Raw genomic sequence first — 20104 nt, 5'->3', positions numbered from 1 at the left:
ACCCATGAGAATGTTTCTGATGCAAGATCACGTATCCGTGATGCCGACTATGCTGAAGAAGCTGCTAACCTGTCTGCTCAGACCATTACTCAGCAAGCTGCAACCTCTGTTCTAACTCAGGCTAACCAGCGTCCTCAGATCGCTCTAAACCTATTAGGCGGTTAATACCTGAGCTAACGTTAGATATCTCTCCCTTTCAATACCGCAGATCACCATCTGCGGTATAAAAAGGAAGGTAAAAAAAATAGCACCACTAGGATGCTAATTTTGCTATTTGTGAAAAGCAGATATCTTTAAGCGTAGACAGACACACCTAACTGCTGAGAGATTGCCTCTCGTCTATCCTGATTCTGAACGTTGCTATATGCGCTAGCCTTGCTGTGGAAAGATTTCTGAGTATAGCCTAATTCCTCTCTTGCACCTGCATAAGAGTCCTCATGCTCCTGCCCCTGAATCTTAGGTGTTACAGACACAGTCTGTTCAACCTTTACAGAAGAAGTGTTTTCCTCATCGTTACGGTTAATCTGCTCGTCAAGTCTCTGACGATTGGTGTGACTCTGGATGATCTGAAATCTTGAAGAGTCAACAACATTAGATATAGCCATTTCTACCTCAAATTTAAAACGAGAAAGTACGGATGAACAAAAGTATTCAACTGTATTAAGTTTAGGTCAGGATCACACTATACGCTAATTAGTAATTATTCCTTTTTACAATAAGTTAAGAAATATTTTTTCTCTACTGTTCAGAAACCTTCTTCCAGGTTACCTCATTTCTTACATATAATGGCAGAGCATCTTCTGGATCAACGCCCTTGCCTAAACTTAAAAGCTCAGCTCCCTTATTTAAAAGATACTGTGCCTGTGGGAAATCAGCATGTTTAGGATAATCTCTCATACCAGCATTTTTCAGAATATCAACGCCTGAACCGGCACAGATAACCTCCTCACCTTCGCCAACAAACTGTTTTATGTGAGCAACTGCATCCTCAGGTTTTAATACCTTTTCCTCAGATAATAAGGTCAGAGCACTGCCCTCAACCTTATATACAGCAATATAAACCTCTCCCATACGGGCATCAATTGAAGATACAACATAGGAAGCAGAGGACTTTGATAAGGCTTCAATAGCCAGGGCTTCTAGTGACGTAATTTTGGCAACCTTAAGATTCAGACCTAAAGCTAAGCCCTGAACAGATGAGGCGGCAATGCGCACTCCAGTAAAAGAACCAGGACCGATGCCTAATACCAGACCGTCCAGATCATCCTTGCTAAGAGAGCTTTCCTTTAGGATAGTATCCAGCATCTCAAGAACAATCTCAGCATGCTTCTGAGGAGCAACCTCTGATTTGAAGGTGATTGAGTCTTCATTTAACAAAGCTACAGAACAGTTTTCTGTTGATGTATCAATAGCAATTAGTTTCATAAATCATTAAATCCTGAGTGTTCTATTATTTATTGGCCTTGAATTTTATCACTTTCGTCAAAAGAAGTTAAAAAAGATTCAAATTCCTCGAGGTTATTGTAAATTGCCATATCCGGCAATGATTTCACAAACTGGGAGCCATAGTTCTTGCTGACAATTCTAGGATCACAGATAATAAGACCGCCCACATCCTTTTCATGTCTGATAAGTCGGCCTACGCCCTGTCTTAAATCAATAACAGCCTCTGGAACAGATATTTTTACAAAGCTTGCTCCCCTTTTCTGAACCTTGGCATCGTAATAGTCACAGCGGGCCTTGAATATAGGATCGGAAACATTCTCAAAAGGAAGCTTATCAATAATAACCAGGGATAAAGCCTTTCCTGGGACATCAACACCTGCCCAGAAGGATGAGGTACCGACCAGAATTGCATGGCCGTCCTTTTTGAATTTAGAGAGCATGTCAGAATTGGACAGCTTCTCATTCTGTGAGTAAATTTTTCTCTTCTTTGAGAACCTGTGTCTTAAAGCGGATGAAGCTTTGGCAAGAGCATCTTTTGAGGTGGTAAGAAAGAAGATTCCGCCTTTTACCAGATTTATGACAGGCTCGAGCTTTTCAACAATCTTTTTTATTCTGTCCGCATCATCATGGGCAGGAAAATTACCATCAAGGTATACAGCAGCCTGTTTTTTGTAGTCAAAGGAGCTTTCAACTTCAAGCGTATTAGTATCAGAAGGCGCGCCTATATCAATCAGGAACTTGTCAAACCTGTGATTAACCGCAAGAGTGGCTGAGGTCATCAGCACACCGATACTACTGCTGTAGCAGTTCTCAAGATATCTGCCGAAGAAATCAGAAATCTCAAGTGGAGTCAGACTCATTTTAAAAGTTTTACGCTGAACCTCTACAGTACCTACGTATTTGCCGTAATAAATATTCCTGGGATCATTGCGATCATCAAGCTTCATCAGACTGATAATGATATTAATCTTGGCTTTGATATATTCCAGAACCTTGTTAAAGAATTCCTCATCAAAACCAGCATTGTCCTGAATAAATAGCTTATATTCCCAAAGTTCCCTGTACATATTGATCATTAGAACTCTAAATTCCTGATTAACCTTCTGGTACTCAATAAAAGGATCACGGTTTCTCTCATCAAAATCATCATATTTATAGAAAAGAAAATTGCGTTTACTACTGCCACCATCTTCTAAAGCTGAAAGATATGAAAACACATCGGCATAAACCTTGCGCAGCTTAAGAAAACGTTCCTCAAAAGGCTTTACAGGAATATTCTGATTCTTACTTATGTATCTGAGATCCTCTCGAAGTTTGTCAATATCAGTGGAGCCTATGGACTCAGACATGTGTTCACGTCCGATTGCAGGCAGTTCATGAGCCTCATCAAATATAATCGTGCGATATTTAGGCAGCAGAATTGCTGGAGACATAGGAGAAAAAGGATCATCAATAAACATATCCGCAAAAAACAGTGAATGATTTATTACCACCACCTTGGTTCTTATTGCCTTTTCTCTTGCTAGATAAGGAAAACACTCATCAGCATAAGGACAGCGTTTTTTTGAACACCACTCCGGAGCACAGGTTACTCTTCTGGTTACTGCAGAAGGGAACTTTGAGTTAACCTCAACAAAATCAATATTAGGAAGATCTTTCTCTATCTGATAATTGGCATTCTGAATCAGGAGTTCAAGCTTGGCTAAAACTTCTTCAGAAATAGCATTTTCATTGAGTTTTTCCTCGGAAAGATTCGGATCATCCAGCATCCCTTCATCTATTTGTGATTGCTTCTCAAGATTAGAATCATCAAACTTTAATGCGGTCTTATTCAGAAATTTTGAGCATTCCTCATGATATTTCTTAAGACAGAGGTAATTTGAAAAGCCCTTTAAAGCCATAAAGGAAGGAGTAAGCTTTAAAAGGGAGAATACTGCAGGTAGATCTTTTTCAACAAGCTGATCCTGAAGAGCCTTTGAGGCTGTTGATATAACCACTGTCCTGCCGGATAGGAGCGCAGGAATGAGATAGGCAAAAGTCTTGCCTGTGCCGGTTCCTGCCTCACAGACAACAAGCTCACTGTTTCTTAATGTCTGCTGCCAGTTTTTGGCCATCTCTATCTGACCGGATCTGACACGAAATCCTTTGACAGAAGATTTAAAAGAGCCTTCAGGACCAATAAAGCACTCAACATCCTTCATGGAAGGATGAATATAATCTTCGGAATCAAAACCGTTATTGATGTTGCTATCTTCTGAAAATGACATTTAATCTGTAGCTTTTATTTATTCTTTTACAATATGCATGAAACAGTTTTTACAGTCGACTTTAATTTTGAAAGTCTTACCGCTGACACCTAAGGTATAGCCGCTAACCTTTCCGCCCTGTTTTGAACAGGTGCCATATTCATTGATAAGACAGAATTTGCAGACCATAACCGAATTCTTCTCAAGATTATCAGCAGCGTTGTCCTCAAGACCAACCTTAGTTCCGCACACCTCATAAAGTCTCTTTGCAACAGAGTTTAAGACCAGTCTTGAATCAACCTTCTCCTTTGGATATTTGAGAGGCTCTGAGCTTTGTTCGAATTTAAAAGGTATAAAAAGACTTTCAGAATTGACTCTGTCATGCTCAAGACATTTTGAAAGAACTTTACGTCTTAATTCATTTACCGCAGAGAGTCTTAAAGAAAGCTTATCAAGCTCACCTTCAAGAGTTACCCCCTCCAGTAGCGAATACTCATCAAGTCTCTTTGATAAAGTACTTAATAGCTTCTCCTCACTTATAATTCCAAGCTCTGGATTGAACTCAAAATCAAGGGATTCAACGGCACAGTTCATACTCTCATCTGTTACGTTAAGGATCAGAGTATAGATACTTCCCTCTTTGTGCTGGACTCTGCACTCAAGTTTATAGGAAACAGCACGTACCGCAGAATTTTTAGCATCAAGAGATTTTTCAAACTCAGCATCATAATTCTTATACACTATCGTTCCAGATTTCAGCATGAGTGAACCAAAAACATTAACAACTGCAGTTTTATTATCCTGCTCAGTTATAGAATTGATTCTAAAGCCTTCAACTGTTGGAACTCGCTCTGAGACATTAACTGAATTTGTACGTGAAGGATTCTGCTCTTTTATGTAGGTCAGGCCATCCCCCTTATTTAGTCTGTATTTACCAGACAGACTAAGAACAAGCTCACTCTCCTTTCCTTTTCGCTTTACCGAGATAACTTTACCAATCTTTGGTCCTAAAAACTTTGGAGTAAGAGCAAATGGCAGAGCTTTCTTATTATCAGTGAAAAGTCCATCAGTAAAACCGCGATTAAAGGTCTTGTTTATATCAGCTTTAAAACTGATGGAACTCTTACCGTAGGATGCCCTTTTATAATCCTGATGATCTGAGATAAAAGAATCAAGCTTAGAGCTGACATAGGCGGTAGTATTACCAACATAATTCTTATCTTTTAATCTGCCCTCGATTTTAAAGGAAGTAACTCCTGCAGAAACCAGCTCAGCAATATGATCACTAAGATTGTTATCCTTTAAGGACAGAAGATGCCCCACAGCAATTTCTTTACCGTTATGGAACAGCTGCATTGGAAGACGACAGATCTGAGCACAGCTTCCCCTGTTGGCAGAACGACCTTTAAGATAATCAGAGATATGACAGATTCCGGAAACTCCCACACACAGAGCTCCAAGAATAAAAGCCTCCAATCTGACCTTAGGACAGGCTTCATGAAATTCCCTGATCTTATCATAGGTAAACTCTCTAGGCAGAACCACCTGAGTTACACCGAGCGACTCATAGAATTTAAGTTTTTCAACTGTATCGATACAGCACTGAGTGGAGGCATGAAGCTCGATTCCCTTAGGAATATCAAAGGAAAAAACACTTAAATCCTGAACTATAAGAACATCTATCCCTGCATCGGCAAGTTCATAGATGATCTCCTGAGCTCTCTTCAGTTCCTCATCATATAAGAGAGTGTTTAAAGTAACGTGAACCTTTACCCCAAAACGATGTGCAAGAGTACACACCTTTTTAATATCTTCAATCTTATTGGTAGCATCAGCTCTGGCACCGAATGCCGGTCCACCGATGAAGACCGCATCGGCACCACATAGAATGGCGTTTCTGGCAGATATGAAATCTTTAGCTGGAGCTAAAAGCTCCAGTTTTGTTCTATTCAATTGAGAATGTTGCATATACGTTTGATTCTACAGACTGCTTCTCCGGCGTATATTCGGTTGCCACAGGTGCAGCTTCGGCCTTGACAGCCATGAGGGAAACCGCAGCTCTGTTTCTTGGATATATTACGTTGGAATTATTACCTTCAAACTTTAAGGAGCAGGCTTTCTTGATTTTTACTCCGAATCCTTCTGCAAGACGCTGAGCCTGATCTCTGGCATCAGCAATCGCCTTGGAATCTGCATCCTTCTTTAAAGCAGTTGTATCCTTGATCTCATAACCGAATCCATTGATATCGGCAATTCCGGATTCAACTGCAGCAGTGGTTATTTTTTCAATCAGAGAAAAGTCATCAATCTTAAAGACAATATCTCTTGAACAGAAATAACCGTCAAATACTCGCTTAGATTTATCTGTATAGTGATATTTAGGATAGAGGGTGATACTACCAGAAATAATCTGTTCTTTTTTCACACCCAGACTAAGGGCCTTATCGTATAGTGAAGTGATTTTCTTTTCAACACTATTTCTGGCTTTTACTGAATCTTTATTCTCATCTCTGGCGCTATAGCTTAAAACAGCAATATCAGGCATTACATCAACCTTAGCATGTCCGATAACCTCGATAACACCACTCTCGGTACAGGAATCTGCCAATACAGAAGATGAGCCTAAAAGCATAACCGGCATAGCCATACAAAGAAATAACTTTTTCATATTTAAGATCCTTACGTTTTTTGGTGTGCTATAAAAAAACAAAAGGCCATAGAAAATAGATCTGTGGCCTGTCTGATTATAGATTTTGAAAATTATTTTTTATGTAGCTGACGTGATGCTTCAGCAGCAGAAATAACACTGTCTAAAGAGCTGTTAGCATCAGATGCGACTTCAACAGCTGCACCTACGGCACCTTCAAGTACAGGAGCATCAGCAATTCTTACTCTTGATTTTAAAGGTTCCTGCAGCATTGCAATTGCAGCCTGAGAGCTGATAACACCAGAACCAAGGTCACAGATAACAACCACACCGTCACCCTGATCTACTTTTTTGATTGACTCTAAAATACGATTTGGGTCAGTTCCAAGTTTACCCTCTGAATTACCGCCAGCAGCAATAATAGGCAGTTTGCCTGTTCCAGAAGCAGAAATCTGCTCAATCATATCGCAGATACCCTCAGATACTTTTACACTGTGTGATACCACTACGATACCAATCATTTGAAACTCCTCTTACACTTATAAATTCTTTTCGTCTGCTAAGTATTGTAGAAAAAAATAAACACTTAAAACATGAAAACATTCACATTAGTGAATTTTTTCCTTTCTTGATCCGTAGTTAGCCTAGCTTTTTAAATTAACTCTGATTATATTACCGGATTCTTAGGATTCTATTTTCTCAGACAGTGAGTTTGTGCACTCTTCTTTCGACTATTATCCACACTCAGAGTATATCACTTATCAGGCAGGAAAAAATACAGAGAATTAAGCAACAAAAAAAATAAAGATCCAAAGCCGGACCTTTATCAGACAGGAGATTTGATTTAATCAGACTACAGCATCGATTCTATTTTTAGTCTTATCTTTTTCATCCTCATAAACTTCACTGAAATCCTTCTTGTCAGAATTCTCCAGTTCATATTTATGCTCCTTAGATGAGGTGCCCTTGGTGTTATCTCCACTGTCAGACTTGCTGACACGACGACGATAGACCAGATCAGATGGTCTTAACGTTGGTCTTGGGAGTGCTGAATATACGAACTCCTGTCCCATAATCTGCCTCCTTTTTGATCACTTTGCACCCTTTATATACTTAACGGCAGAAATATCAATTAATTAAGAACAAATTACGAAATATCAGTCTTTTATATCGAAACATTTTTTGTGATATAATCGACGTCACAAAAAGTATGGAATCGATAACAGACAATGAGGCTTTAGAAATGAGCGAAGAGACAATTTTTACAAAAATTATAAATGGCACAATTCCTTCAAAGACAGTTTATCACGATGATCTCGTAACTGCCTTTTTAGATATCGCTCCTAAGGCTGAACATCACATACTGATCGTAACCAATAAGCCAATTCCTTCCGTTGCACATGTTGAGGCAGAGGATGAGCAGATGCTTGGTCATCTTTTCATTGTTGCCCGTAAAATTGCGGAGGATCTTGGTGTTAATGAATCCGGTTACCGTTTAATCGTTAATGTTGGCAAAGACGGATGTCAGGAAGTTCCACATATTCATATGCATCTTCTGGCAGGTGGATATCTTGGTGGCTTTGGTTTTCCGCACGATAAGATCTAAATAAACCTATATGAAAATAAAATCAAAAACTAACAGAATTGCAAAATTCTTTTTAATTCTTTCTGCAACATGGTTATTATCAGCATGCAACAGCGCTATGTTTGACAGCTCTGTTGATGCAAACGGCAAAAAGGTGGTTGTTGAAAAACAGCCAACCACAAAAGTAAAGAAGAAAAAAGTTAAAAAGCCTACAGCTCCTAAGACTGAGACTGCCCTAGAAACTGATGATGCAGAAACTCTTGCAAAGAGCGAGGAAGTTGCCAAGGCATTTTCACAGGAACTTCAGGCAGGTCAGATAAAGCCTTACATTCCAGATCCTTCCGACAAGGTAGGAAACGCTGATAATGTAGGCACCTTGCTTCCTACTGTAAAGGCTCTTGAGGGTAAGGAAAACACAAGTCCTTTATCTAAGATTACTGTACAGGATGTAATCAATGGAAATGTAAGTCTGAACAATATAAATGGTTCGGAGAACAAGGATACTGCACAGGCAGGAACAGAGGTTCAGCAGAATCTTCCTCAGCCATATATTCCTGATGAGGCCACCTCTCCACAGGATCTTCAGCCTATAGCTCAGATAGGAGAATCCATTGAGGTATTAAACACCAATAACGAGAATAATGTTGCGGCCCTATCAGCAACAGCAAAGTGTGAGTCAGAGGCTTCAGAGAATGCTTCTCAGGTTGCATTTGAGCTTGCTTCACAGCAGGCTGCAAGATTAAAGAACGAGGAAGGTCCAATCTATGTTGCCCCAACCATCGTTTCAGATTCTTTAACTGACTGTGTAACTGATGTTTCTGGCGCTATCAACCAGTCTCTAAAATCCAATGGACTTAAGACTGTTGTAGGTTCAGGAGTTCATGTAGCACAGAACTCAGGTTCTGCAGCTGTAATTCCTCCTCTTATCAGAGCATGTAAACAGACCGGTATTCCGCTTCTGAATGTTTCTGTAATCAGACACATTGGTCAGAAAACAGTAATTACCATCAGAAATATCCGAGTAAAAGACGGTATTACTCTTGTTCAGAACACTACACAGCTCTGATTTTAATCCCATCCGTAAAAGACAGTGGACTTTGTTCCACTGTTTTTGTTTTATAACAACTAATTACTTTACAAAATGATTCAGCTTACAGATGTAACCATAATGAGAGGAAGTAAATACCTTTTAGAAGGAGCTTCCTGCAGTATTTTTCCGAATCAGAAGGTCGGTATCATAGGCCGTAACGGCTGCGGAAAATCCACTTTATTCGCAGCTATTAAAGGAGAGGTTGCACCGGAACTTGGAAATATTTCAATTCCAAAAGGCTTTAAGATCTCCTCTGTATCTCAGCAGACACCATCTCTTGAGATATCAGCTCTTGAATATGTAAAACAGGGAGATAAGGATCTCTGTGAACTGTTAAAACAGAAAGAGCAGGCCTACAAGGACAATAACGGAGAAAAGATTGCCATTATCGAAGATAAGCTAGGTATAGCCGGAGCCTGGACAATTGACAGCAGAGCAAGAATTCTGCTGCATGGTCTTGGCTTTAGTGAAGAGGAAATGGACAAGAGTGTCAAAGAGTTCTCCGGTGGCTGGAGAATGAGACTTAATCTGGCACAGGCTCTTATATATCAGTCTGATGTACTGCTGCTCGATGAGCCAACCAACCACCTTGATCTTGATACCATCATCTTCCTAGAGAACTACCTCAAGAGCTATGAGGGTACTGTTCTGTGTATTTCCCATGATCGTGATTTTCTGGATACCTTCTGTACACATGTTCTGCATTTTGAAGCATGTAAGCTGGTCTCATACACTGGTAACTACTCTGACTATGAAAGATTAAGAGCAGAGAGGATCAGAAATGAGAAGGCCTCAAGAAAGCGTGAAGAGGCAGCTCTAGCTCATATGCAGGACTTTGTGGAGCGATTCAGATACAAAGCAAGTAAGGCAAAACAGGCTCAGAGCATGCTAAAGGCCATAGACCGACTGAAGCTGACTGCAGTTACAGCAGAGGAATCTCCTTATCATATTCAGTTTGCAGAGCCTGAGAGAACAGTGGATATTCTTGCTGATCTTAAGAATCTTGATGCAGGATACTCTGAGAATGACATCATTTTAAAGAACATAAATCTGATGCTGATTGCAGGTGATCGAATAGGACTTTTAGGCAAGAACGGTCAGGGTAAATCTACCCTCATCAAAACAATGTGTTCTGTACTGAAACCTGTTCATGGCACTGTTACTTTAGGTAAAGGCATCAAAATAGGTTACTTTGCTCAGCATGAGCTTGATCAGCTTTCAGGACAGATGAGCGGTCTTGACCATCTAAGAGCAATTGATCCTAATGCCAAAGAAAAGGATTTAAGAACCTTCCTTGGAGCATTTTCCTTTAGTGGAGATAAGGCAACCGCCAAGGTTGAAACCATGTCCGGCGGTGAGCAGGCAAGACTTGCTCTGGCAATTGTAGCCTATCAGAAACCAAATCTGCTTCTGCTTGATGAGCCTACCAACCATCTTGATCTGGATATGCGTGAAGCCTTGTCAATTGCCCTTTCTTCCTATCAGGGAGCACTTATTCTGGTATCCCATGACAGACATCTTTTAGAGGCTATTGCTGATAAACTGTGGCTGATCGATAACGGCAACGTTACAGAGTTCAACGGAGATCTGAATGACTATCAGGAATTTTTGAATCAGAAGAACCGTGAATATAAGGAAAAACTTGCACAAAAAAAGGACAATTCTCTGACTCTTTCATCTTCAGCATCTTCCTTTAAGTCTAAAGAGCAGAAAAAACTCGAAGCTCAGAAACGTCAGGCCTTAAGACCTTTGAAAAAAGAGATTGAACAGCTTGAAAAAACAATGGAAAAGCTCAGAGCTGAAATCGCAAAAATCGATGAAACTCTCTCTGACAGCAGCCTATATCAGACACAGAAGGAGAAAGTTGAAGAGCTTTCAATTCGGCGCTCTGAATACAGTGAAAAGCTTGATGAAACAGAGCTTAGCTGGCTTACAAAACAGGAAGAATTAGAGAATGCAGAAGCCGAGGCTTAACATTTTAAATTTCTTTGTTAAAACTGAAATTTTTTAGATAAAAATCTCAATTTCATAGTAAAATACACCACAATTTAATTCGTACCATAAATCCAAGTAATTTGAGGACATTTCAATGAGCGTTTTGGTTCTAGGTCATAAGAATCCTGATACAGACTCTATCGTTTCAGCAATTTCATATGCACACGTTTTAAATCAGCGTGGTATTCAGGCAACTGCAGTTGCTCAGGGTACCCCTGCTCCAGAGACAGAGTTTGTTTTAAATAAATTCAACTTAAAGGCTCCAGAGGTTGTAACTTCTGTTGCTTCAAAAGAACTTTATTTAGTAGATTACTCTGACTTAGCTCAGGCTCCAGCTGATCTTAAAGATGCAAAGATCCTTGGTATCGTTGATCACCACAAGTTAGGTGATGTAACCACCGACACACCTCTTGAGTGCTGGATTCAGCCATACGGCTGCTCAAACACCATCATCAAGATGGTTGCAGATTACTATAACGTAACCATTCCTGCCGATATTGCAGGTGCAATGCTATGTGCAATTCTTTCAGACACAGTTCTGTTCAAGAGCCCAACCTGCACCGAGTTTGATAAGAAGGCTGCAGAGGAACTAGCTAAGATTGCTAACGTTTCTGATTTAGAAGCTTTAGGAATGGAGATGTTCAAGGCAAAATCAAATCTGAATGCTTCTCCACGTGATCTGATCTTCCGTGACTTCAAGGACTTTGACATGGGCGGCAAGAAGATCGGTATTGGTCAGCTAGAGCTGATTTCCTTATCAATGGTAACTCCTGAGCTAAAGGATTCATTAAAGAAAGAGCTTGCTGCTGTTAAGTCAGAAGGCAGACATTCAGCTGTTCTAGTTCTTACCGACATCATGAAGGAAGGTTCAGAGCTTTTAGTTGTATCTGACGAAGAGGATATTATCATCAACGCTCTAGGCACCCAGAAGTCAGACAATATGTGGATGCCAGGTGTAATGAGCCGTAAGAAGCAGGTTGTTCCTCCTCTACAGGGCGCTTTCAAGGCTTAATATCCTTTATATCTGTTTTAAGGCCAGGATCTATATCCTGGCTTTTGGCTATTCAATAAATAAAACTTAACGAATATAAACGCATGCGTAAATCACCTAAAATTGGTCTTGTTTCTCTGGGATGTGCAAAAAACCTTGTTGATGCACAGCGATTAACCTCTGTCCTGATTGCAATGGGCTATGAGATTGAAAATGAATACAGCAAATGTGATGCTGTAATCGTCAATACCTGTGGCTTCATCGGGCCTGCTGTTGAGGAATCAATGCAGGCTATCGGCGAAGCTTTAAACTATTCAAGAAAGGTTATCGTCACAGGCTGTCTTGGAGCAAGAGCTAAGGTAATTCTGGATAAGTATCCTCAAGTCGCTGCAGTTTATGGCCCTGGAATGAGAGCCACTGTTATTCGTGGAATTATCAGTCTGGTAGGTACTCCAGATCCATCTGCAGCACAATCAGTAAATCCATCTGGAATTCTGCTGACACCTCCTCATTACGCCTATCTGAAGATCGCAGAAGGCTGCAGACACCACTGTTCCTTCTGTATTATTCCCTCACTAAGAGGTCCATTACGTTCCCGCTTCAGTGATGCTATCTACAATGAGGCTTCTGATCTGGTAAGACGTGGTGTAAAAGAGCTTTTAGTGATTGCTCAGGACTCATCTGACTACGGTATGGATCTGAAAAAGAACAAGACTTCCCTATCTGCCCTGCTGCGTCAGCTAAGTGAGCTTAAGCGCTGGATCAGAGTCCATTACGTATATCCATCAGATGAGGCTGACAGAGTTGTAGATTTAATGGGTGAAGGTCTGGTCCTTCCATATCTTGATGTACCATTCCAGCATGTAAATCCAACTATTCTGCGTTCAATGAAACGACCAGGCAATATTGAAAAGACCCTTCGCTCAATTGAAAAATGGCGCAGCGTATGTCCTGATATTGCAATCCGTTCAACCTTCATTGCTGGCTTTCCTGGTGAGACCGAAGAGCAGTTCAATGAGCTTTTGGACTTCATTAAAGAGGCAAAGCTGGACAGAGTTGGATGCTTCCCATATTCAGATGTTGACGGAGCTACCGCCAATACCTATTTAAATCCTGTAGATGAGCAGATCCGTGAAGAACGAGCTGCAAGACTTATGGAGCTTCAGGCTCAGATTTCCTATGACAAGCTTGAAGCGAGAGTCGGCAAGGAATATCAGGTTTTAATTGACTACGTATCAGATGACGGCATTGCTGTAGGTCGTTCCAAGTACGAATCTCCTGATATTGACGGTGTTATCTCTATTCCAAATGCAAAAGATGTTCAGGTTGGTGATCTGGTTAAGGCTGTAATCACCTCCCATGATGAACACGATATGGAAGCAACACTTGCAGGAAAGACCACAGGCTCAATTTCATTCGTAAAAAAATAATTGTTTTTGCTTTTATAAGGACTTTTTTATGGCAGATCACTACAAACCATTTGAACCACTGGTTAAGCGCATCAAAGAAGATGGCAAGTGCCTGGATGGTGGAATTCTGAAGGTTGACAGCTTTATCAATCACCAGATTGATCCTACCCTGCTTCAGGCGATGTCTATTGAATTTGTTCGCAGATTTGCAACAAAGGAAATCAACAAGATCATCACTATTGAGGCATCTGGTATTGCACCTGCAATCATGGTTGGCTTCCTGCTGAATGTACCTGTAGTATTCGTCAAGAAAAAGAAGCCATCAACAATGGATGGAATGTACTCAACCGAAGTTTTCTCCTTTACCAAGAACAGATCATATACAGTATGCTGCTCAAAGGAATTTTTAAACGAGGGAGATAAGGTTCTGTTCATTGATGATTTCCTTGCCAACGGTAATGCAGCTAAAGGCATTATTGAACTTGTAAAGCAGGCTAAAGCTGAACTTGTAGGTATGGGCTTTATTGTAGAGAAATCATTCCAGTTAGGTGGCAGCTATCTGAGAAACGAAGGTTATCAGGTAGAGTCTCTAGCTATTATTGATAGCCTGGATAATTGTCAGATAAAGTTTAAAGAGAATTAATAAAAATGACTCAGAGCACCAAAACAGAGCTGTTTACATCAGAACTTATTTATAAACTTGAGGATAGACCGCCTCTAAGAGATGCCATTTTTGCAGCTTTCCAGCATCTTCTGGCAATCTTCGTGGCAATTATCACCCCACCTCTGATTATCGCCAGTGCCTTAAAGCTCGATCTGGAAACTACAGGTTATCTGATTTCCATGTCTCTTTTAGCTTCAGGTATTTCAACATTTATCCAGTGTAAAAAGGTTGGTCCAATCGGATGCGGCCTTTTGTGTATTCAGGGTACCTCTTTCTCCTTCATCTCTCCAATTATTGGAGCGGGCCTGAACGGAGGACTTGCTGCAATTTTCGGAGCTGTAATCTCAGGTTCATTCATTGAGATGTTCATCAGTAGAGTTCTTCGCTATACCAGACAGATTATCACTCCTTTAGTATCAGGCATCGTGGTCTGCCTAATCGGTTTAAGTCTGATTAAGGTAGGTGTAATCGCCTGTGGTGGCGGTTTCGGAGCAAAAGCAGACGGTACCTTCGCTTCTGTTGAAAATATCAGCCTGGCAGCACTGGTTATTGTTACCATTCTGTTCTTCAACCGCAGTTCAAACCGTTACCTGAGGATGAGTTCAATTGTTCTGGGACTTATCATCGGCTTTGTTGTAGCCTACTTCATGGGCAGAGTTGATTTCTCTCAGATCGACAGCTTTGGAGGCTTTAACGTTCCACATCCATTCAAGTATGGACTTACTTTTGACCCAGGTGCAATCATCGGTCTTGGTATCGTTTATATGATCACTGCTATTGAGGCTTATGGAGACATCACCGCAAACTCTCTAATCTCTGGACAGAAGATTGAAGGTTCAGACTTCCAGAAGAGATCATCCGGCGGTATTCTTGCAGACGGTTTCAACTCTATGATCGCAGGCTGCCTAAACTCATTCCCTAACTCAATCTTTGCTCAGAACAACGGAATGATTCAGCTTACCGGTGTTGCCTCAAGATACGTTGGTTTCTTCATTGCGGGTTTCCTTGTTGTACTAGGACTGTTCCCTGCTGTTGGTAAGGTATTCTCACTGATTCCTGATCCTGTATTAGGTGGTGCAACCCTTCTGATGTTCGGCACCGTCGCCGCTGCTGGTGTAAGAATCATTGCCTCTCAGGAAATGAACAGAAAGGCAATTCTGGTTATGGCCGTAAGCTTCTCATTCGGTCTTGCAGTTGAGTTTGAACCAGATATTCTGAACTTCCTGCCAGATAACATTAAGTCACCGTTTACCTCTGGAATCACAACCGGTGGTCTGGTAGCTATTCTTTCTAACTTCCTGATCAGAATTAAGGAAGATGATAAAGGAAGCAATAGCAATAAGACAGCTCAGTCTTAATCTTACCTTTTATATTCTCGGACTTAAGTCCGAGAATATCTCAATTAATCTTATCTCCCCCTTTTTTCTAAATAAAAAATCAGAGAACACCTTAAATAGTACTCTCTGATTTTCTGGTTAAACGCAAATATAAACGTTTAATTTACTTAGACGATAAATCTATCCACCATTGCCTTTAATGAATTCAGATTATCAACAGATGAATTTACAGTTCCCTGAGCTGTTCTTACATTCTCTGTCAGATTCTGAGATTCATTGGTAATGCTCTGCATATTGGAGGAAATCTCTGAAGTTGCTGTTGTCTGCTGTTCAGCAGCGGTAGCAATCTGAGCAATCTGAGTATTAACAGAATTAACATTTTCAATAATGCTAGAAAGTAAGTTTTCAACTTCTTCCGTCTGTGAGGCAAGAACTCCCATATTTTCAACAGAAGCTGTCATACTGTCATTTGCAGAATTGGCATCATTCTGAATCTCCACTACCATCTTGGTAATTTCAGATGTTGAGCCTGAAGTTCTTGATGCTAGAGAACGAACCTCATCTGCAACCACAGCAAAGCCTTTACCGGCCTCACCGGCACGGGCTGCCTCAATAGCAGCATTAAGAGCCAGCAGATTTGTCTGAGATGCAATATCCTCAATGGTCTGTACAATTGTACCGATCTTCTGAGACTGTTCTACCAGACGGGAAACAAGTAAAGCATCATTCTTAGACTTTTCAACCTGCTCACGAATCGAATTGATTGTCAGGTGAACCTTATTAACACCTTCCTGAGTACTCTTGTTGCTCTCATCGGCAGTTACAGCTGCTGTCTGGCAGTTCTTTGCAATATCACCTGTTGTTGACACCATTTCATCAGATGCTGCAGCAACGGTCATAGCCTTTGACTCATTTGAACGGGCAGATTCATCAATAACCATGGTTATATCATTGATAGAACCAAAATCTGATACAGCCTGACCTACTGATGACTTAATCTTACCTACAAGATCATTAAGCTGAAGTCTCATTTTCTCAACAGCATCAAGAAGTTTTCCAAATTCGTCCCTTGAGGTTGTTTTAACTGGTTTTGAAAGGTCTCCATTGGCGATAGAGGTTGAAGCATTTAACGCTGTACGAAGATTTTTAACAGTATAGCTTGATACAACCATAGCAATCAGAATAGCTAAAGCGGTGGCACAGGCAGAAGCTATAAGGATACCGTATATTGGAGTATAGGAGGTATTCTCCTCAATCTTGGCTACACCATTGGCAATCTGAGTTTCAACAATGGTATTACAGGCTTTATCAGCTGCAGACTTAAGCTTATGCATCTGAGTTGAGAATACATGTTGCATTTTACGAAGGTCCTGAGCTGCAAGAGCAGGAAGATATTCATTTCTGTAAATATTCTCATACTCGGCAATTGAATTCTTGATAATGGCAGTCTGCTCTGGAGTTGTTCTGCCTCTCAAAGCTTTAACCTTTGCAGATACAGCATTAACCTTTTCTTCAATTCCCTTTAAAAACTCAGTGGTATTGTTTTCCAGTTCCTCCTGAGAAAGGAAAATATCGTCGTGCATGGTATCAATCATTTCTCGTACAGTTACAAGGGTAACTCGTCTTACAGTCAGAACCTCGTGAGCATACGATGAGGCTGAATTAAAATTCAGCATTATCAGGATAGATACAATAGAGATAAGAATTGTAAATAAAATTACAACTGCAAAACCCCCCATCACTTTTCCACGAACGGACAGTCTTTCAAAAAATCCCATAAGATTTCTCCCCAAATTCCAAACCTATTTTTGAGTATAAATAATCTTAAAAACAAAGCATTGAAAAATGGGGAGTCAAGATTTAAAAATGTGAAAGAAGAAAGGTAAGATATATTAAAAAATACAAAATTAAGACATGGTTAACACAAATCTGCCATACTTTGTTCTGTATGGCAGAATCGTTATTAACTCTCAAAATAGATAGAGAAATTCTTTGAGCTTAGTTTTCTTTGAGCACGAGGAGACTCAAGAACAATCACATTGATTACAGGCTTATTGAAGATTCTGAAGGCTGAAGCTGTATTGATACGGGTTCCTGAAGAAACTATCACCTTCTCATTTCCAAGCTTATAAAGACCGTGTGTCATACCCTCATTCAGAAGCCCTACCAGCATGTCGATTCCTGGCATAAAACCGCCATGGGTATGTCCGCATAAAGTCAGATCAGAGAATTCCTGAAGTTGAACCGCAAACTTTGGACGATGTGACATGAATACAGTTGGAACTGAATTATCAATGCCATCTAAAGCATCTTTGATGCTTGGTTCTGTCATTTTATAATGCTCTGCAGTAGGATCAGTAATACCACACAGATTTAAGACATTATTCTGTGCATAATCCTTGATTGAAATGTTTTTATTCTCAAGGAACTTTATTCCACCCTTTTCAAAATGATCTACCCATTTCCTGTAATCAGAATAGTATTCATGATTGCCTGGAACTGCATATACACCGTATTTTGAATCCAGATCCAAAAGAATATCGGTAACATCCTTTAGATCAGAAACCTTTCCATCTATAAAATCACCAGTAATTAAAACAAGATCAGGCTTCTGCTCATTTACCCTGTCAACAATATCCCTGATTTCACTTTTAGTGGCAATACCGTCAATATGAAGATCCGATAACTGAACAATCTTTAAGCCATTATTTTCATCTGAGAGCTTATCCACTGTAAAGGTGTAGTTTTTGATGACCGGAGGAATGAAACCATTACTTACTGCAACCGCAGAAATGTAGAAACTCAAAACAGTCATGAATAAACCAATTAAAACAGAGTCTGGTTTAAAGAGATTAAAAGAGAAGTTTCTTCTTAACAGCTTAAACAGGAAGTTCAGAACAAATCTGATGCCTATGAGTATACATAGCACCGCCATTGCCCAGAATATAATTAGAACAATCATCACCAGCCACTTTGGAATACCAAAGTAGGCGGTTGTCATCTTAAAGAAGATGTAAAGATATCCGTTCAGGGCGCTTATTCCCAAAAGCACAAAGAATAGTTTTCTGAATATAAAGGAGTATTTCTGAATAGGCTTTAGAAACAGGAAATAAACGAAAACGAACTGCAGTACAGGAATAATAGAAAGAAGAAGAATGTTCATAAAATTATGGTTTGTTCTTGTTTTATATAGGTTAAATAATTCTGTATTTTATTACCCCAAAATTATATAAAACTTATTTTTTTCGAGAAAGGAATTAGAGACTGAATAGTTAAAAAAAATCTGAAATACAAGCCAATATTCTGGCCCAAAACAATAGCTGACCAAACGAAAACCAAACGTAAAATTTTACGTTTGCTTTTTCGTTTGTTTTAAAACAAGGGTTTCTGCCCTGCCTTATAACAAGATTCAGAAGCCTTATTCAAAAGAACAGACTATGCGTCTATTAAAGGAAAGGCTTGCCGTTCACAGTTAAACGGCCGTTTTCAATTGAAAGTTCAGATTCAAAAGCACCATTCTTCTCAACGAAGAACTGCTCAGCATTCTTGTTTGAATCAGACTTAACTGTAAGATTACCCTTCAGAGAATCCATTCCCTCCTCCATGTTCCAGGTAAATTTACCTGCTGAAGTTAAATTGAACTGATCAACATTCTGAATACCTGTAAAGAAGGCAACGATTTTACCGACTCTACCATTAAGCTTGTTCACGGTAAGAGAATTTAGAGACTTTAGAATTTCCTGATAAGCATTTTCATCTATCGCTGTATTCTGAGAAACCTTTTCTAGAACATTGGTATTGAACTTTGATAAAGTAAAGTCAATGTCATAGTTCAGCAGATATCCGAATAAATCATCACCACTTAGAGTGATGTTCATATCAAAATCACCGCCTTTGGTCTGGTTTACTGCCTTAGAGGTCAACTTAAGGTTATCAAACTTGTAAGGTCTGGCTTCAAAGCCCTTAACGATAACAGATGAATTTCCAATGCTCTTAAGGTCGGTTAGTCCCTGCATATTGCCGGACATTTCAATCTCTTTAACAGAAAATGATTTGTCATCCTGAAGGTTCTTGATATTAAGATGAGTGATTACATCTTCATCTGAGGTTAAATCTATATCAAGAACTGAATCCAGTTTACCCTTTGAATTATTCTGGTAATCTGCATTCAGGCTGCCATGACCTTTAATCTTTGAAGAGAATACAGAAGAATCAAACTCAAGATTGGCTTTAACAGTATTTGGAGCAAACTTGATTACATCATTCTTTTCAACAAAAGATACAAAATCATCAGTACCGATTACAGTCTTGGCTGAGCCGAACCCCTTTTTGATAGTAAATGGAATCTTTACAGTTTCATCCTCAAAGGTAAGAATAAAATTTCCCTGTTCTGCAAAGAAGGAATCAGCATCAACCTTGCAGCTTACATTTGAACCTGGAAGATAATAGTTAAGCTGTTTGCTGATTGTTTGATTGTTTTCAATACCGTTGAGGTATTCATTTACCTTAACACCTGTGTAATAAACACCACCAACATAAACAGCAGATGCAAGAACAACTGCTCCGGCAGAAAACAATACTAATTTATTTGCCATATAAAATTTAGCCTCAAAATACTCCGCAACTTGCGGCTGTCAAATAAAAATCTCGGATTGAACTTCCGAGATTAAACAACGTTTTGCTTATATCACAAT

The 20104-nt window shown here is 39.8% G+C and carries 18 protein-coding genes; 8 read left to right on the top strand and 10 right to left on the bottom strand.

Going from position 1 to position 20104, the window contains the following annotated elements; all coding sequences use genetic code 11:
- The coding region (locus BM308_RS04205; protein ID WP_306705219.1) for a flagellin at window positions 1–165 on the top strand (165 nt) is incomplete at its 5' end.
- A gap of 128 nt (window positions 166–293) precedes the next feature.
- Here the strand turns inward: BM308_RS04205 and BM308_RS04200 are convergent.
- The 7 genes from BM308_RS04200 to BM308_RS04170 all read right to left on the bottom strand — a co-directional run bounded on the left by BM308_RS04200 (window position 294) and on the right by BM308_RS04170 (window position 7412).
- On the bottom strand, window positions 294–605 hold the full coding sequence (locus BM308_RS04200) for a hypothetical protein (protein ID WP_074943112.1): 312 nt from the start codon (window positions 603–605) through the stop codon (window positions 294–296).
- Between the two features lie 133 nt (window positions 606–738).
- A complete protein-coding gene (gene tsaB / locus BM308_RS04195; RefSeq protein ID WP_074943110.1) occupies window positions 739–1425 on the bottom strand; it encodes a tRNA (adenosine(37)-N6)-threonylcarbamoyltransferase complex dimerization subunit type 1 TsaB in 687 nt (228 codons plus the stop codon).
- 29 nt (window positions 1426–1454) lie between these two features.
- Entirely contained in the window at window positions 1455–3713 is a 2259-nt protein-coding gene (locus tag BM308_RS04190) for an ATP-dependent DNA helicase (RefSeq protein ID WP_074943108.1), read from the bottom strand.
- Between the two features lie 18 nt (window positions 3714–3731).
- Window positions 3732–5645, bottom strand: a complete 1914-nt coding sequence (locus BM308_RS04185) for a peptidase U32 family protein (protein WP_074943106.1) — start codon at window positions 5643–5645, stop codon at window positions 3732–3734.
- Window positions 5638–6360, bottom strand: coding sequence for an SIMPL domain-containing protein (locus BM308_RS04180; protein WP_074943105.1), 723 nt, complete (start codon window positions 6358–6360; stop codon window positions 5638–5640). Before BM308_RS04180 ends, BM308_RS04185 begins: the two co-directional genes overlap by 8 nt.
- A 92-nt stretch (window positions 6361–6452) precedes the next feature.
- Window positions 6453–6860 carry a dihydroxyacetone kinase phosphoryl donor subunit DhaM gene (dhaM, locus tag BM308_RS04175; RefSeq protein ID WP_074841608.1) on the bottom strand — a complete coding sequence of 136 codons (408 nt, stop codon included), beginning with the start codon at window positions 6858–6860 and terminating at the stop codon, window positions 6453–6455.
- Between the two features lie 327 nt (window positions 6861–7187).
- Window positions 7188–7412, bottom strand: coding sequence for a hypothetical protein (locus tag BM308_RS04170; protein WP_074943104.1), 225 nt, complete (start codon window positions 7410–7412; stop codon window positions 7188–7190).
- Between the two features lie 170 nt (window positions 7413–7582).
- On the opposite strand from BM308_RS04170, the gene BM308_RS04165 reads away from it, so the two are divergent.
- The 7 genes from BM308_RS04165 to BM308_RS04135 all read left to right on the top strand — a co-directional run bounded on the left by BM308_RS04165 (window position 7583) and on the right by BM308_RS04135 (window position 15431).
- The gene (locus BM308_RS04165; RefSeq protein ID WP_074943102.1) at window positions 7583–7945 is read left to right on the top strand and encodes a histidine triad nucleotide-binding protein; all 363 of its coding nucleotides are present in this window, start codon (window positions 7583–7585) and stop codon (window positions 7943–7945) included.
- A gap of 97 nt (window positions 7946–8042) precedes the next feature.
- Entirely contained in the window at window positions 8043–8990 is a 948-nt protein-coding gene (locus BM308_RS04160; protein WP_143098560.1) for a hypothetical protein, read from the top strand.
- A gap of 102 nt (window positions 8991–9092) precedes the next feature.
- Window positions 9093–10988 (top strand): ABC-F family ATP-binding cassette domain-containing protein, encoded by a 1896-nt coding sequence (locus tag BM308_RS04155; RefSeq protein WP_306705202.1) that lies wholly within the window; start codon window positions 9093–9095, stop codon window positions 10986–10988.
- 115 nt (window positions 10989–11103) lie between these two features.
- Window positions 11104–12021 carry a manganese-dependent inorganic pyrophosphatase gene (locus tag BM308_RS04150; protein ID WP_074943098.1) on the top strand — a complete coding sequence of 306 codons (918 nt, stop codon included), beginning with the start codon at window positions 11104–11106 and terminating at the stop codon, window positions 12019–12021.
- Between the two features lie 83 nt (window positions 12022–12104).
- Window positions 12105–13430 carry a 30S ribosomal protein S12 methylthiotransferase RimO gene (gene rimO / locus BM308_RS04145; protein ID WP_074943096.1) on the top strand — a complete coding sequence of 442 codons (1326 nt, stop codon included), beginning with the start codon at window positions 12105–12107 and terminating at the stop codon, window positions 13428–13430.
- Window positions 13431–13458: 28 nt separating this feature from the next.
- Window positions 13459–14052, top strand: a complete 594-nt coding sequence (gene xpt, locus BM308_RS04140; protein ID WP_074943095.1) for a xanthine phosphoribosyltransferase — start codon at window positions 13459–13461, stop codon at window positions 14050–14052.
- Between the two features lie 5 nt (window positions 14053–14057).
- Window positions 14058–15431 (top strand): nucleobase:cation symporter-2 family protein, encoded by a 1374-nt coding sequence (locus BM308_RS04135; protein ID WP_074943093.1) that lies wholly within the window; start codon window positions 14058–14060, stop codon window positions 15429–15431.
- Window positions 15432–15577: 146 nt separating this feature from the next.
- Here the strand turns inward: BM308_RS04135 and BM308_RS04130 are convergent, their stop codons facing one another.
- From BM308_RS04130 to BM308_RS04120, 3 genes are all read right to left on the bottom strand, one after another.
- A complete protein-coding gene (locus tag BM308_RS04130; RefSeq protein WP_074943092.1) occupies window positions 15578–17188 on the bottom strand; it encodes a methyl-accepting chemotaxis protein in 1611 nt (536 codons plus the stop codon).
- Between the two features lie 185 nt (window positions 17189–17373).
- Window positions 17374–18573, bottom strand: coding sequence for a metallophosphoesterase (locus tag BM308_RS04125; RefSeq protein WP_074943090.1), 1200 nt, complete (start codon window positions 18571–18573; stop codon window positions 17374–17376).
- Window positions 18574–18856: 283 nt separating this feature from the next.
- Window positions 18857–20005: a YdgA family protein gene (locus BM308_RS04120; RefSeq protein ID WP_074943089.1), complete on the bottom strand. Its 1149-nt coding sequence runs from the start codon at window positions 20003–20005 to the stop codon at window positions 18857–18859.
- Window positions 20006–20104: the final 99 nt, after the last annotated feature.

The organism is Succinivibrio dextrinosolvens (assembly GCF_900116345.1).
In the GTDB taxonomy this organism is placed as follows: Bacteria; Pseudomonadota; Gammaproteobacteria; order Enterobacterales; family Succinivibrionaceae; genus Succinivibrio; species Succinivibrio dextrinosolvens_B.
This window is presented reverse-complemented; position numbering and strand designations above follow the sequence as displayed.

Excerpts from the sequence above, each read along its gene's own strand:
- BM308_RS04150 (WP_074943098.1), top strand. The coding sequence starts at position 11,104 with ATGAGCGTTTTGGTTCTAGGTCATAAGAATCCTGATACAGACTCTATC.
- rimO (WP_074943096.1), top strand. The coding sequence starts at position 12,105 with ATGCGTAAATCACCTAAAATTGGTCTTGTTTCTCTGGGATGTGCAAAA.
- BM308_RS04180 (WP_074943105.1), bottom strand. The coding sequence starts at position 6,360 with ATGAAAAAGTTATTTCTTTGTATGGCTATGCCGGTTATGCTTTTAGGC.
- BM308_RS04155 (WP_306705202.1), top strand. The coding sequence starts at position 9,093 with ATGAGAGGAAGTAAATACCTTTTAGAAGGAGCTTCCTGCAGTATTTTT.
- BM308_RS04125 (WP_074943090.1), bottom strand. The coding sequence starts at position 18,573 with ATGAACATTCTTCTTCTTTCTATTATTCCTGTACTGCAGTTCGTTTTC.
- dhaM (WP_074841608.1), bottom strand. The coding sequence starts at position 6,860 with ATGATTGGTATCGTAGTGGTATCACACAGTGTAAAAGTATCTGAGGGT.
- BM308_RS04120 (WP_074943089.1), bottom strand. The coding sequence starts at position 20,005 with ATGGCAAATAAATTAGTATTGTTTTCTGCCGGAGCAGTTGTTCTTGCA.
- xpt (WP_074943095.1), top strand. The coding sequence starts at position 13,459 with ATGGCAGATCACTACAAACCATTTGAACCACTGGTTAAGCGCATCAAA.
- BM308_RS04160 (WP_143098560.1), top strand. The coding sequence starts at position 8,043 with ATGTTTGACAGCTCTGTTGATGCAAACGGCAAAAAGGTGGTTGTTGAA.
- BM308_RS04130 (WP_074943092.1), bottom strand. The coding sequence starts at position 17,188 with ATGGGATTTTTTGAAAGACTGTCCGTTCGTGGAAAAGTGATGGGGGGT.
- BM308_RS04190 (WP_074943108.1), bottom strand. The coding sequence starts at position 3,713 with ATGTCATTTTCAGAAGATAGCAACATCAATAACGGTTTTGATTCCGAA.
- BM308_RS04170 (WP_074943104.1), bottom strand. The coding sequence starts at position 7,412 with ATGGGACAGGAGTTCGTATATTCAGCACTCCCAAGACCAACGTTAAGA.
- tsaB (WP_074943110.1), bottom strand. The coding sequence starts at position 1,425 with ATGAAACTAATTGCTATTGATACATCAACAGAAAACTGTTCTGTAGCT.
- BM308_RS04200 (WP_074943112.1), bottom strand. The coding sequence starts at position 605 with ATGGCTATATCTAATGTTGTTGACTCTTCAAGATTTCAGATCATCCAG.
- BM308_RS04165 (WP_074943102.1), top strand. The coding sequence starts at position 7,583 with ATGAGCGAAGAGACAATTTTTACAAAAATTATAAATGGCACAATTCCT.
- BM308_RS04135 (WP_074943093.1), top strand. The coding sequence starts at position 14,058 with ATGACTCAGAGCACCAAAACAGAGCTGTTTACATCAGAACTTATTTAT.